Source organism: Mesorhizobium newzealandense, from assembly GCF_042682145.1.
In the GTDB taxonomy this organism is placed as follows: domain Bacteria; phylum Pseudomonadota; class Alphaproteobacteria; order Rhizobiales; family Rhizobiaceae; genus Mesorhizobium; species Mesorhizobium newzealandense.
This window is the reverse complement of the sequence record NZ_JBHUGZ010000031.1, coordinates 26082-39177: the sequence shown is the minus strand read 5'-3', so window position 1 is coordinate 39177 and position 13096 is coordinate 26082. Positions and strand designations below refer to the sequence as shown.

At 64.4% G+C, this 13096-nt stretch carries 11 protein-coding genes and 1 other RNA gene; 1 reads left to right on the top strand and 11 read right to left on the bottom strand.

The genetic code is table 11. The features are described 5' to 3' along the window. Position 1: 1 nt before the first annotated feature. From ftsW to mraZ, 9 genes are read right to left on the bottom strand one after another with little or no spacing between them, the layout of a single operon-like run. Positions 2 to 1153, bottom strand: coding sequence for a putative lipid II flippase FtsW (gene ftsW, locus ACFSOZ_RS37420; protein ID WP_379106723.1), 1152 nt, complete (start codon positions 1151 to 1153; stop codon positions 2 to 4). Beyond that, positions 1153 to 2553 (bottom strand): UDP-N-acetylmuramoyl-L-alanine--D-glutamate ligase, encoded by a 1401-nt coding sequence (murD, locus tag ACFSOZ_RS37415; RefSeq protein ID WP_379106721.1) that lies wholly within the window; start codon positions 2551 to 2553, stop codon positions 1153 to 1155. Before murD ends, ftsW begins: the two co-directional genes overlap by 1 nt. 8 nt (positions 2554 to 2561) lie before the next feature. Then, positions 2562 to 3644, bottom strand: coding sequence for a phospho-N-acetylmuramoyl-pentapeptide-transferase (mraY, locus tag ACFSOZ_RS37410; RefSeq protein WP_013894667.1), 1083 nt, complete (start codon positions 3642 to 3644; stop codon positions 2562 to 2564). A 19-nt stretch (positions 3645 to 3663) separates the two neighbouring features. Next, a complete protein-coding gene (locus ACFSOZ_RS37405) occupies positions 3664 to 5094 on the bottom strand; it encodes a UDP-N-acetylmuramoylalanyl-D-glutamyl-2,6-diaminopimelate--D-alanyl-D-alanine ligase (protein WP_379106719.1) in 1431 nt (476 codons plus the stop codon). Next, complete coding sequence (locus ACFSOZ_RS37400; RefSeq protein ID WP_379106717.1) at positions 5091 to 6539, bottom strand: UDP-N-acetylmuramoyl-L-alanyl-D-glutamate--2,6-diaminopimelate ligase; 1449 nt, start codon at positions 6537 to 6539, stop codon at positions 5091 to 5093. The genes ACFSOZ_RS37405 and ACFSOZ_RS37400 overlap by 4 nt, the downstream gene beginning before the upstream one ends. Before the next feature lie 54 nt (positions 6540 to 6593). Next, the gene (locus ACFSOZ_RS37395; protein WP_379106715.1) at positions 6594 to 8303 is read right to left on the bottom strand and encodes a peptidoglycan D,D-transpeptidase FtsI family protein; all 1710 of its coding nucleotides are present in this window, start codon (positions 8301 to 8303) and stop codon (positions 6594 to 6596) included. Continuing rightward, a complete protein-coding gene (gene ftsL / locus ACFSOZ_RS37390) occupies positions 8300 to 8695 on the bottom strand; it encodes a cell division protein FtsL (protein ID WP_379106713.1) in 396 nt (131 codons plus the stop codon). Before ftsL ends, ACFSOZ_RS37395 begins: the two co-directional genes overlap by 4 nt. A 4-nt stretch (positions 8696 to 8699) precedes the next feature. Next, positions 8700 to 9716 (bottom strand): 16S rRNA (cytosine(1402)-N(4))-methyltransferase RsmH, encoded by a 1017-nt coding sequence (gene rsmH, locus ACFSOZ_RS37385; protein WP_379106711.1) that lies wholly within the window; start codon positions 9714 to 9716, stop codon positions 8700 to 8702. Next, positions 9713 to 10171, bottom strand: coding sequence for a division/cell wall cluster transcriptional repressor MraZ (gene mraZ / locus ACFSOZ_RS37380; RefSeq protein WP_379106708.1), 459 nt, complete (start codon positions 10169 to 10171; stop codon positions 9713 to 9715). The genes rsmH and mraZ overlap by 4 nt, the downstream gene beginning before the upstream one ends. A gap of 406 nt (positions 10172 to 10577) precedes the next feature. Here mraZ and ACFSOZ_RS37375 point away from each other — a divergent pair, with 406 nt between their 5' ends. Then, complete coding sequence (locus ACFSOZ_RS37375) at positions 10578 to 11693, top strand: cystathionine gamma-lyase (protein ID WP_379106706.1); 1116 nt, start codon at positions 10578 to 10580, stop codon at positions 11691 to 11693. A gap of 117 nt (positions 11694 to 11810) precedes the next feature. Here the strand turns inward: ACFSOZ_RS37375 and rnpB are convergent. After that, an RNA gene (gene rnpB, locus ACFSOZ_RS37370) (RNase P RNA component class A) lies at positions 11811 to 12209 on the bottom strand. A gap of 78 nt (positions 12210 to 12287) precedes the next feature. Next, positions 12288 to 12989 (bottom strand): lytic transglycosylase domain-containing protein, encoded by a 702-nt coding sequence (locus ACFSOZ_RS37365; protein ID WP_379106704.1) that lies wholly within the window; start codon positions 12987 to 12989, stop codon positions 12288 to 12290. Positions 12990 to 13096 lie beyond the last annotated feature (107 nt).

Here is a 13096-nt window from a genome sequence, read left to right as displayed (position 1 = left end):
ATCACTCCGCCGGCAGGGCGCGCTGCGACAGGGCAAAGCCCATCTGCTTGCGCTTTTCGGGCCGCTTGCGCGTCAGCGCCAGCACCATGCCCATCGAGATGGCGATAGCGATCTGCGAGGAGCCGCCATACGAGATGAAAGGCAGTGTCATGCCCTTGGCCGGCACCAGCTGCAGGTTGACGCACATGTTGATGACGGCCTGCAGGCCGAACACGGTGACCAGCCCGCCGACCGCATAGCGGGTGAAGTCGTCATGCTCCTTCAGCGCCGTGTTGAGGCCGCGCAGCACGATGAAGGCGAAGATCGACATGATGAAGAAGCACATGATCAGCCCGAACTCCTCGCCGGCGACCGAGAAGACGAAGTCGGCATGGCTGTCCGGGATAACCCGCTTGACGGTGCCCTCGCCTGGCCCGACGCCGAACCAGCCGCCATTGATCAGCGCCTCGCGGCCCATGTCGACCTGGAACGTGTCGCCTTCGCCGGTCAGGAACTTGTCGATGCGCAGGGCAACGTGCGGAAACACCGTGTAGGCGGCAAAGACGCCGCCAACGCCGGCAGCACCAAGCGCAATGATCCACAGCCACGGCAACCCGGCCATGAAGAACATCACACCCCAGGTGCCGGTGACCAGCATGGTCTGGCCGAGATCCGGCTGCGCAACCAGCAGCGAGACGACCAGGGCGAGCAGCAGCATGGCGAACAGATTGCCAGGAATGTCGGGCTGGCGCTTGTGTTCGGCGAACAGCCAGGCGCACATGATGACGAAGGCGGGTTTCAGGAATTCCGACGGCTGGATCGACAGGCCGGCAAGCGACACCCAGCGGCGCGCGCCCTTCACCTCGACGCCGATGTAGAGCACCGCCACCATCAGCACCAGCATCAGGCACAGCATGATCAGCGCCATGCGCCGGATCTGCCTGGATTCGAGGAAGGACACCGCCAGCATGACGCCGAGCGCCGGCACGGTGAAGATGATCTGCCTGGTGGCGAAGTGGAAACTGTCGAGGCCGATGCGCTCGGCCACCGCCGGGCTGGCGGCGAAGGACAGCACGATGCCGAGCCCCATCAGCGACAGGAACGCCGCCAGGAACCAGCGATCGATCGTCCACCACCACGTCGCAACCGGACTTTTGTCGAGACGGCTCTGCATTATCGTGCCCCTCCGATGGGTTTCACACCCTCGATAGCATTCGCAGCTTGCCTGAAGGCTTCGCCGCGGACTTCGAAATTCTTGAACTGGTCGAAACTAGCGCAGGCCGGCGACAGAAGCACCGCCACCTCGCTGGTATCGTCTTGAGCCGCGTCATGCGCGGCGTGCTCGACCGCGGCGGCCAGCGTCCCGGATATCTCGTACGGCACGGCCTCGCCCAGGGTCGCCGAGAAGGCGGGCGCCGCCTCACCGATCAGATAGGCCTTGGCGATGCGCGGGAAGAAGCCGCGCAACGGCTCGATGCCGCCCTCCTTGGGCAGGCCGCCAGCGATCCAGTAGATGCGCGGGAAGCTCGACAGCGCCGGTGCTGCCGCATCGGCGTTGGTCGCCTTGGAATCGTTGACGAACAGCACATGGCCCTTGCGGCCGACCTGCTCCATGCGGTGCGCGAGGCCGGGAAAGCTTTCCAGTCCCGACTGGATCTCGCCGAGGTCCAGCCCGACCTTGAGGCAAGCGGCGACCGCCGCCAGCGCGTTCTGTGCATTGTGCTGGCCGCGCAATGAGCCGATGCCTTCGAGGAAAGCAACGCGGCTGTAGCGGCCATGCACTGCTTCCATCAGATTGCCGCCCTCGGCGAAGTAGCCGTCGGTGAGTGGCAGCCGCTTGGAAATGCGAATGACATGCCGCCCCGCCCGCTCCAGCCGCTCGGCGATCTGCGCGCACCAGGAATCGTCGATGCCGATGATCGCCGTCTCGCTGCCGGCCACCAGCCGCTCCTTGATCGAGGCGTAGTGTTGCATGGTGCCGTGACGATCGAGATGGTCGGGCGTCAAATTGAGCAAGATGCCGGCCGTCGGGTTGATCGAAGGCGCGAGGTCGATCTGGTAGGAGGAGCATTCGACAACATAATGCCGATTGGGCTCAGGCGGATCGAGCGTCATCACCGCGCGGCCGATATTGCCGCCCATCTGCGTGTCTCGTCCCGCCGCTTTCAGGATATGCGCGGTCAGTGCGGTCGTCGTCGACTTGCCGTTGGTGCCGGTGATGGCGATGAACGGTGCTGCCGGCGCGTCGAGCATCCGCTCGCGGCAGAAAAGCTCGATGTCGCCGATGATCTCGACGCCGGAACCGCGCGCCAGCTCCACCGTCCAATGCGGCTTGGGATGCGTCAGTGGCACGCCCGGCGACAGCACGAAAGCCGAGAACTTGGCCCAGTCGGCGCCGCGCAGGTCTCCCGTTGCGATACCGCTGGCCGCCGCCTTGGCGACGCTGTCGGGATTGTCATCCCACGCCAGCACGTCTGCCCCGCCGGCGATCAGCGCGCGCGCCGTCGCGATCCCCGAGCCACCGAGCCCGAAGAGCGAAACGCGCTTGCCTGCGAAGGATGCGGCGGGGATCAATCGGCCTCCTATCTCAGCTTCAGCGTGGACAGGCCGACCAGCGCCAGGATGACGGCGATAATCCAGAAGCGGATCACCACCTGGCTTTCGGTCCAACCCAGCTTTTCGAAATGATGGTGGATCGGCGCCATCAGGAACACCCGCTTGCCGGTCATCTTGAAGTAGCCGACCTGGATGATGACCGACAGGATTTCCACGACAAACAATCCGCCGACAATGACCAGCACGATCTCGTGCTTGGTGGCGACGGCGACCGTACCGATCAGGCCGCCCATCGCCAGCGAGCCGGTGTCGCCCATGAAGATCGCCGCCGGCGGCGCGTTGAACCAGAGGAAGCCGAGGCCGGCGCCGATGACCGCGCCAAGCACGACCGCCAGTTCTCCGGTGCCGGGCACGAAATGGATCTGCAGATATTCGGCGAACACGGCGTTGCCGGAGAGATAGGCGATGACGCCGAAGGACGCCGCCGCGATCATGATCGGCACGATCGCCAATCCGTCGAGGCCGTCGGTCAGGTTCACCGCATTGCCGGCGCCGACGATGACGAAGCAGGAGAACGGAATGAAGAACCAGCCGAGATTGATGATGAATTCCTTGGCGAAGGGGAATGTCAGCGACGATGAGAACGGCGCCTGGCCGTTGTGCATGATCGCCCAGGCGGCGATGCCGGCGATGACGAATTCGAGCGCCAGCCGTGCCTTGCCGGAAAAGCCGAGATGCGACTGCTTGGTCACCTTCAGATAGTCGTCGTAGAAGCCGATCGAGCCGAAGCCCAGCGTCACCAGCAGCACCACCCAGACATAGATGCTCGACAGGTTCGCCCACAGCAGCGACGAACCGATGATGCCGGACAGGATCATCAGCCCGCCCATGGTCGGCGTGCCAGCCTTCTTGAAATGCGTCTGCGGCCCGTCGGCGCGGATCGGCTGGCCCTTGCCTTGCCGTAGCCGCAGCGAATTGATGATGGTTGGTCCGAAGATGAAGACGATCAGCGCCGATGTGATCAGCGCCCCGCCGGTGCGGAAGGTGATGTAGCGGAAGACATTGAAGACCGAGATCTTGTCCGCAAAATCGACGAGCAGTGTGAACATGCGCTTATCGTCCCCCGACCTAGGTCTGTTTGGTTGTCGTTTCAGCCGGGAACTTCCCCAGCAGCGCATCGACCAGTTTTGCAAAACCGATGCCCTTCGACGATTTGATCATCACCACGTCGCCTGGCTTGAGCGCGGCAAGCAGCACCGGCTTCAACTCCGCGGCGCCGGCGCGGTATTCCGTCTTGATCTCAGCCGGCAGCGTCTGCGCCAACGCCCGCATTTCCGGACCGCCCAGAAAAACGGTCTGCGTCCCGGTGCCGACGATGAGGTCGGCAAGGGCGGCATGCAGCTTGGCCGAATGGTCGCCGAGTTCCAGCATGTCGCCGAGCACGGCGATGCGGCGGCCCTCGCCTGTCACCGGCGTCGCGTTGAGCAGAGCCATGGCGGCACCCATCGACGCCGGATTGGCGTTGTAGCTCTCGTCGATCAGCGTGATCGGCCCGCCGGGGTGGCGCAGCACATGGCGCTTGCCGCGCCCGCGCTCGGCCGAAAGATCGGCCAGTGCCGATGCCACCCTGTCGAGGTCGGCGCCGACCAGATGCGCCGCACCCAGCACCGCCAGCACGTTCTGCACCATATGGCGGCCGGGCGCACCGATCCGCGCCGTCACCTCGTGGCCGCCGACCCTGGCGGTGATGTCGGAATGGTCGGCGTGGAGTTCGCACTTGACCAGCTTGAAGGTCGAGCGCGCATTCTCGCCGAAGCCGTACACGTGCTCGACGCCTGAGGCATGCGCCATCTTGTCCAGAAGCTTCCAGCGCGCATCGTCGCGGTTGAGGATGGCCGCACCCTCGGGCTCCAGGCCTTCGAAAATCTCGGCCTTGGCCCTGGCGATCTCGTCGAGATTGCGGAAGAAGCCGAGGTGGGCGGCCGCGATCATGGTGACGATGGCGACATGCGGCCTCACCATTTTCACCAGCGGCCGGATCTCGTCGGGGTGGTTCATGCCGATTTCGAACACCGCATAGTCGCAATCGACCGGCATGCGTGCCAGAGTCAGCGGCACGCCCCAGTGGTTGTTGAACGACTGCGCCGAGGCATGCACCTTGCCGACCGCCGACAGCACGTGGCGCAGCGCTTCCTTGGTGGTGGTCTTGCCGGCCGAACCGGTCACCGCGATGATCTTGGCCTCGGACCGGGCGCGCGCCGCGACACCGAGCTTTTCAAGTGCGGCCAGCACATCCTCGACGACGATGATCGGCGCCGTCAGCCGGCCGAGCGACGGCAGCTTGCCTTCCGCCACCACCAGCACGCCGGCGCCCGCCTTGATGGCGGCGGTGGCGAAGTCATGGCCGTCCATCGCCTCGCCCTTGATGGCGAAGAAGGCGTCGCCCGGCTGCAGGCTGCGGCTGTCGATCGAAATGCCGGATATGCCTTCCGGCATCGGCCCGAGCGGCCGCCCGTCCATGGCCGCAACCAGCGCCTCGGAGGTCCACAGCAAACTCATGCGGCACGCTCCACGAGTGCTGCGCGGACTTCCTCGTGGTCGGAGAAATGCAGGGTTTCGGAGCCGATCGTCTGGCCTTCCTCGTGGCCTTTTCCGGCCACGATCAGCGTGTCGCCGGCATGCAGCATGGCTACCGCGTCGTGGATCGCCTGGCGCCGGTCGCCGATCTCGATGGCTCCGGGTGCGGCGGCAAGGATGGCGGCGCGGATGGTTTCCGGCACTTCCGAGCGCGGATTGTCGTCGGTGACGATGACGACATCGGCAAGCCGTGTCGCGATCTCGCCCATGATCGGCCGTTTGCCACGGTCACGGTCACCGCCGCAGCCGAACACGACGATGACTCGGCCGGTGGTGAACGGGCGCACAGAGGCCAGCACATTTTCCAGTGCGTCGGGCTTGTGGGCGTAGTCGACATAGACCGGCGCACCCTGGGCAGTGGTGCCGACGAGGTCGAGACGGCCCGGCGCGCCCTTCAGTTTCTCCAACGCCATCAAGGCCTTGGCGACAGGTGTTCCGGTGGAAATGGCAAGTCCTGCCGAAACCAGCGCGTTCGATATCTGGAAATCGCCGGCCAGCGGCAGATCGACCTCGTAAAGCACGCCGTCGGCCTCGACCTCGGCGCGCTGGCGATGGCGCTCGTGCTCGACCCGCTTCAGCCTGAGGAAATCGCCATGGCGGCCAACGGTCAGCACGTCGAGCCCGGCGGCCTGCGCCGCGTGAATCGTCGGCGCCGACCACGGATCGTCGGCGAAGATGACGGCCGGCGCGCCTTTCGGCAACAGCGCGTCGAACAGGCGCATTTTGGCGCGGTGATAGTCCTCGACGGTCGGATGATAGTCCATATGGTCGCGGCCGAGATTGGTGAAGCCGCCGGCCGCCAGCTGGACGCCGTCAAGGCGGCGCTGGTCGAGCCCATGGCTGGAGGCTTCCATCGAGGCGTGGGTGACGCCGGCATCCGCCAATTCCTTGAGCAGCTGGTGCAAGGCGACCGGGTCGGGCGTCGTCAGCGAGCCATAGTCATTTCGCCCAGGCGCCACCACGCCGGTGGTGCCGATCGAAGCGGCGGCATAGCCGGTCTGCTCCCAGATCTGCCTGGTGAAGGCGGCGACCGACGTCTTGCCGCTGGTGCCGGTCACCGCGACCATGGTCTCAGGTTGCCTGCCGAAATAGCGGGCCGCACTCAGAGCCAGCGCCAGGCGCGGATCTTCGACCGCCAGCACCGGGACCGGCAACCCGGCAATGGCGTTGCCTGCCACGATCGCGGCAGCACCTCGGCCGGCCGCGTCTGCAGCATAGGTCGCGCCGTCCGCCTTGGTACCGGCGAGCGCGAAGAAGACGACACCCGGTTTTACCTGGCGGGAATCCGACGAAATGCCGGTAACCTCCAGATCGGCGGAAGCTGTTCCTTCGACTGGCAGGATACCGGCTAGATCTCTGAGCTTCATCGAGTCCCGTTCACCGCAACAAAATAGCGCGCAGTTGCCGGCGCGCCCCAAGAATCACTGATAGGACACCAGCGTTGCACCATTTTCATGGCTGAAATCTGGCTTCACGCCAAGCATGGCCGCAGAACGCCTGATAATATTGCCGGCCATGACCCCCGCATTCGAGGCCGCGACGTCTGTCATGCCAGGCTTTTCCGGGTGCGGGGCGTCCGCAATCGTAAACACGAGGTATTGCGGATCGTCCATCGGGAAGGCGGCGACGAAGGTATTGAAATTCAATTCCTTCGAGTAGCGGCCATTGATGACCTTCTCGGCTGTTCCGGTCTTGCCGCCAACGCGGTAGCCGGGGACTCTGGCGTTTCTGGCCGAGCCCTTCTCGGCGTTGAGCGAATAGAGGTAGCGCATGCCATCGACCGTCTTATCACCGACCACTTTCTTGGCCACCGCCATCGCTTCTTCCTGTGTGCGGACGAGGAAGGTAGGGTTCATCAGGAAGCCGCCATTCATCAGCGCCGCGCAGCCGACAGCCGCTTGCAGCGGCGTCGTCGACACGCCGTGGCCGAAGGCGATGGTGAACGAATTGACCTGTTTCCAGACCTTCGGTTCAGTCGGGCGGGCGACTTCCGGCAGTTCGGTCTGCATCTTGTCAAGAATTCCAAGGCGATGCAGGAATTCGCGGTGCCCCTCGATGCCGACCAGCTCGGCCTCCCTGGCCGACCCGATGTTGGACGAATAGAGGAACACCTCCGGCAACGACAGCACCCGGTTCTTGCCGTGGAAATCGTGAATGGCCTGATGGCCGACCCGGATTGGATGCGAAGCGTCGAAGCGGCTCGCCATCGTCGCCTTGCCGGAATCGAGCGCCATGGCTGAGGTGAAGCTCTTGAAGGTCGAGCCCATCTCGTAGAGCCCCGCCGACATCCGGTTCAGCCGGTCCTTTTCCTGTGCATTGTAAGGATTGTTCGGATCGAAATCCGGCACCGAGGCCATCGCCACCACTTCGCCGGTCTTGACGTTGAGCACAACGGCGCCAGTGCCGAGCGCGCGATAGCGCTCCAGGCCGGCGGCGATTTCGTCGCGCACCACATGCTGGACGCGCAGATCGATCGAAAGCTTCACCGGCTTCAGATCCTTGGCGACCGCTAGGCCCGATGCCTGCAGGTCGCTCAAGCCCTGCTCGTCGACATATTTCTCCATTCCGGAGATGCCCTGGTTGTCGATGTTGGTGAGCCCGACAATGTAAGACGAGGTTTCGCCGCTCGGATAGAAGCGGCGCTTCTCGGTGCGGAAGCCGAAGCCGGGAATGCCGAGTTGCATGATGTCGGACTGCTGCTTGGGCGTCAGCTGCCGCTGCAGCCAGACGAAGCCGGCGCCGCTCTTCAGCTTGTGATAGGTCTGCTCGTAGTCGATCTCGGGAAGCACCGTCGACAGCTTCTCGATCGCCTCGTCGGCGTCGACGATGCGGCGCGGCTCGGCGAACAGCGAGGCCGTCTTGATGTCCGTCGCCAGCACTTCGCCGTTGCGGTCGACAATGTCGGGCCGCGATGCCGTGACCCGGCTCTGCGGGCCGCCCGACATGTCGGGGGTCTGGAAGCCGAGATAGACCAGCCGCCCGGAAATGGTCGCGAAGATGCCGAAGAACACCGCCATCGTCATCACGATGCGCGTCCGGCCCTTGCCTCCGGTCGCCTTGCGGGCGCCCTCGACCACGATCGATCCGCCTTCACCGGTCCTGGCGCGGCGCTTCAGCAGTTTGCCGATCATTGGGCGATGCCTCCGGTCACCACGGGATCCTTATCGCCCGAAGGCGCCTTGTCGGAATTGTCGGCCATGCCGTCCAGGCGTCCTTTCAGGATGTCCTGAATGTCCAGGGCCTTGGCCGGCAGATCGCCGATACCGACGATCTGGCGGGCGCTGACCGGCTGGAGTTCGAGTTGCGACTTGTAAAGGTCGGCCAGCTTCTGCAACCGCGACGGCTGGGTGAGCAGGCTCCAGTCGGCCTTGAGCAGGTCGATCGTGTCCTCCTCATAGCGGATCTGCGCATGGATCTTCTGCACCGCCGCCAATTGTTCCTCGGCCTCGCGCTTGGTCTTGTAGGTAAGGGCCGCCGCCGAAACCATGACGGCGATCAGGACGATGTCGCTGGTACGAAACACGTGCTTACCTCTCCCCCGGCCGGTCGATGCCGGGAAGCTTTGGAAGGCCGAAAATCGAAAAGTCGCTGTTGCGCGCCGGTGCCTCGGTGCGGACAGCCGCACGCAGCCGGGCCGAACGGGCGCGCGGATTGGCAGCGACCTCGGCGTCGCCGGCAGTCACGCCGCCACCGGCCTTGCGGAAGGTGGCGATGCGCGCCTGTGCCTCGGGCATATGGCGCGAGCCGGTCACCGCATCGGCGCGATCGGCGATGAAGCGCTTGACGATGCGGTCTTCCAGCGAATGGAACGTCACCACGGCGAGCCGTCCACCCGGCTTCAGCGCGCGTTCGGCGGCGAGCAAGGCCTTGGCCAATTCGCCAAGCTCGTCATTGACGAAGATGCGCAGCGCCTGGAAGACGCGCGTCGCCGGATGGATCTTGTCCTTCGGCGCGCGGCCGACATGCGTCTCGATCGCGTCGGCCAGTTCCAGCGTGCGTTCGAACGGCCGCTTTTCGCGGCGAGCCTCGATCATGCGGGCAATGCGCCCGGCATGACGCTCCTCGCCCAGGAAGCCGAAGATGCGGGCGAGGTCGCCCGGCTTGAAGCTGTTGACGACGTCGGCGGCGCTGAGGCCCGCTTGCGCCATGCGCATGTCGAGTGGTCCGTCGGCGCGGAACGAGAACCCGCGCTCGGCCTGGTCGAGCTGCATCGAGGAGACGCCGATGTCGAGCACGACGCCGTCGGCGCTCTCGACATGCTCGTCCAGCGTCGAGAACGGCGCCTGCACCAGCCTCAGCCTGCCGCCCGACTGCGCCTCGAGATCGCGCCCGGCCGCGATCGCATCCGGATCACGATCGATCGCGACGACGGAAGCGCCTGTCGCCAGAATGGCCTTGGTGTAACCGCCGGCGCCGAACGTGCCGTCGATGATGATGTCGCCCTCCGCTGGCGCCAGCGCTTCGAGCACTTCGCCAAGGAGGACCGGAATGTGGCGGGCCGATCCGCCAACGGCGTGAAGGTCATCGCCGTGGCCCACCGTCATTCCAGTCGCTCCCCAGGCTTCGTCCCCTGCCGAAGCTGCAAAAGCCGGGCCCGCGCCTGCGCCCCATAGGCGGCCAGCCGTCCCGGCTCCCAGATCTGAAAGAAATTGCCGCGCCCGACAAAGGCCGCTTCCGCCGCAATGCCGGTGTGCTCGCGAATGAAATCGCTCATCGTGATGCGGCCGTCCTGGTCGAGCTTCAGGAACGCGCCATCGCCATGGCAGAAGAACGACATGTCGTCCGCCGTCTGCAGGAAGGGATCTTCGAGCGCGATGCGCTGCTCGTAGCGGTCGAGCAGGTCGAGCCCGCCGACATCCATCGCCGGCTGGTCGAGGCAACGCAGCGCATAGAGTTCCGAATAGCCGCGCTTCTGCACAACGGCACGAAAATGCGCCGGAACGGACACCCGTCCCTTCGCATCGATCCTGCTCACCGTGTTTGACAGAAACCGGTCCATTGAACGTCACAGCCGCTTGCGCCGCCGCACCCCTCTTCATCTTGTCGCACCCGCCGCGGCGCGTTCCCTGACCCGTACCAGCCTCGTCCACACGGGCAACAACCGGCAAACGCGCAGCCGCCGCGGCTGCCCGATTGGCGTACGCTTTACCCTGACACGGAACGAAGGCTTGAGTATCGTAATGGGATATCATGGGGCACTATGGGCGTCAACGGGAATGGCTTCACAAACACGCGCGCCGCGACCAATGAGAGCAGCCTTGACGGCACGTCTCGTCTTTATGGTCCATTAAGCCTAACGAAGCGTTTAGAGCCGCCTGGCACAACCGGACTCGCCTTGCCGCGAGCCACTGCCCGGCATAGCGTCTCGCCGCATCCGGTCGGTCACCAAGAGGGTCTGAGAATCGATGTCTGAAACAGCGAACGCACGCGCTGCGGCACTTCCCCATCTGCGCGACAGTGGGCTCGCCAAGGGCGACCCGATCCCCCTGCCGCTGACCATGGCCGCAATCTATCACACGCCTGGCGACGCCACCGGTTTCGATCAGTACGGTCGCTTCAGCAACCCGACCTGGGACGCGGTCGAGCATATGCTGTCCCATCTGGAAGGTGCGCCCTGCGTCGCCTTTCCGTCCGGGATGGCTGCGATATGTTCGGTGTTTTTCGCCCTGCTCAAGACCGGCGACCGTATCCTGCTGCCTTCGGATGGCTATCACACGACAAGGGCACTGGCCGATCGTTTCCTGAAGCCGTTTGGCGTCACCTATGATGTGAGGCCCACATCGACCTTTATCGACGGCGGCTTCGAAGGTTATCGCCTCGCCTTTGTCGAAACCCCCGCCAATCCGGGGCTGGATATCTGCGATATCGCGGCCGTCGCCGACGCTGTTCACAAAGCCGGCGCGCTCCTTGTCGTCGACAACACGACGATGACGCCCTTCGGCCAGCGCCCGCTCGACCATGGCGCCGACATCGTCGTTGCGGCCGACACCAAGGCGCCCAATGGCCATTCCGACGTGCTGTTCGGCCATGTCGCCAGCCGCAATGCCGATATCATCACCGCCGTGGCCGGCTGGCGCGAAATCTCCGGCAGCATTCCCGGGCCGTTCGAAGCATGGCTGGTGCATCGCGGTCTGGAAACGCTGGATGTGCGCTTTGACCGCATGTGCACTTCGGCGGAAGTGATCGCACGGCGGCTGAAAGGCCACAGGGCAATCAGCGGCCTGCGTTTTCCCGGGTTGGAAAGCGACCCGTCGCACAATCTTGCCCGCGCCCAGATGGAGCGCTTCGGCTTTCTCATCTCTTTCGAGCTCGCCTCGGAAGACAAGGCCGAGGACTTCATCAACAACTGTGCCTTGATGCAGGCCGCGACGTCCTTCGGCGGCGTTCACACGTCCGCCGAACGTCGGACAAAGAGAGGCGATGCGGTACCTCCCGGTTTCGTCCGTCTCTCGGTCGGCTGCGAACCGGTGGAAGAGCTCTGGAAGGCGATCGAGGCCTCGCTGGACAAGATCGGCGGCTGACAGATATCAGCCGGCTCCGCTGCGGGCGTAAATGGCTGAACAAGGTTGAATCAACAGGCGCGCCCGAAGGCGCAACCTGCTGATCTCAAAAGAATTCTCTTCGATATCTTGGAGAAAATTGCCAGCTGGCCTGTAAGCCGGGTTTTGTATGGCCCCCGCCCCTTGCGGTGCGAGAACGTGGCGACCATTCATCTTGGACGCATGTTGCCATGCGCCTCACGCAACCTACCCGGACGGTGAGCCGGAAACAGCCCTCGAGGGTTTCCCCTCGCACCGCCCCTATTCGGTCTTGCTCCCGGTGGGGTTTACCGTGCCGCTCCTGTTGCCAGTCGCGCGGTGGGCTCTTACCCCACCCTTTCACCCTTGCCACGGTAGACCGTGGCGGTTTGCTTTCTGTGGCACTTTCCCTGGGGTCGCCCCCGCCGGCCATTAACCGGCACCGTGTTTCCATGGAGCCCGGACTTTCCTCACCCGCAGCCTTTCGGCTGTTGCGGGTGCGGCCGCCCGGCCAGCTGGCAAGGCGTATAAAGGGGTTCACGCTCGAAAACGCAAACGAAAAAGCCGGCCGCTCCGGCCGGCTCCACAGACAGTCGGCTACAGCGCCGCCATCTGCACCTTGACCTTGCTGCAATAGGCGGCCGACACCGGGTTCATTCGCGTTGCGGCGTGGCCTGCATTGTATTTCAGGATCGTGCCGCAGGTGGTGCCGCCGCCGAGATCCTGCGCCATGGCGAGGTACTTCATGCCGTATTTGATGTTGGTGTCGGGATCGAAGAGTCCCTTGGCCGAACCGTTGTAGCCCATCATCCGCGCCGTCGCCGGCTTGATTTGCATCAGGCCGATTTCGCCGGCGCCGCCGACCATGTTCGGCCGGTAGTTGCTCTCGACCCGTATGACGGCGTGAGCGAGCGAAACCGGTACACCATAGCTCGCGGCATAGCGCGCGACGATCGCCGAATACTGACCGCCACCGGCCACCGCAGCCGCCGCAGCCGCCGGCAGCGCAACGCCCCTTGGGCCGATCGATGCCGTTGTCATCTTGTCGACGGCCTTGCGGCCGCGCTTCGTCTGCCTTTTGGCGGTGGACTTCTTCGCCTTGGTCAAACTTGCCTTTTCCATTTTCGCGGGAGCCCGCTTCGTCGCCTTGGCGTCGTGGCCTGCCTTGCCGCTTTTGGCGGATACCGCGATGACCCCTTGATCCGCCCGCGGGCTGAGTGGCGCGGCATTCGCGGCACTGAAGGCAAAAGTCATAACGCCGGCAGCAAGAGCTGCCGTTAAAACGGTCAATTTCTGCATGTGATCCTGTTCTGTCTGAACCGCGTGAAGATGTTCACGCAGCAACGCCTAATCAATATCGGAACATCCGGGGTCTTGGGGTCCGACAAACTTGCACGTCAGGCGTT

Excerpts from the sequence above, each read along its gene's own strand:
- ftsW (WP_379106723.1), bottom strand. The coding sequence starts at position 1,153 with ATGCAGAGCCGTCTCGACAAAAGTCCGGTTGCGACGTGGTGGTGGACG.
- mraY (WP_013894667.1), bottom strand. The coding sequence starts at position 3,644 with ATGTTCACACTGCTCGTCGATTTTGCGGACAAGATCTCGGTCTTCAAT.
- ACFSOZ_RS37405 (WP_379106719.1), bottom strand. The coding sequence starts at position 5,094 with ATGAGTTTGCTGTGGACCTCCGAGGCGCTGGTTGCGGCCATGGACGGG.
- ACFSOZ_RS37400 (WP_379106717.1), bottom strand. The coding sequence starts at position 6,539 with ATGAAGCTCAGAGATCTAGCCGGTATCCTGCCAGTCGAAGGAACAGCT.
- ACFSOZ_RS37395 (WP_379106715.1), bottom strand. The coding sequence starts at position 8,303 with ATGATCGGCAAACTGCTGAAGCGCCGCGCCAGGACCGGTGAAGGCGGA.
- rsmH (WP_379106711.1), bottom strand. The coding sequence starts at position 9,716 with ATGACGGTGGGCCACGGCGATGACCTTCACGCCGTTGGCGGATCGGCC.
- mraZ (WP_379106708.1), bottom strand. The coding sequence starts at position 10,171 with ATGGACCGGTTTCTGTCAAACACGGTGAGCAGGATCGATGCGAAGGGA.
- ACFSOZ_RS37375 (WP_379106706.1), top strand. The coding sequence starts at position 10,578 with ATGTCTGAAACAGCGAACGCACGCGCTGCGGCACTTCCCCATCTGCGC.
- ACFSOZ_RS37365 (WP_379106704.1), bottom strand. The coding sequence starts at position 12,989 with ATGCAGAAATTGACCGTTTTAACGGCAGCTCTTGCTGCCGGCGTTATG.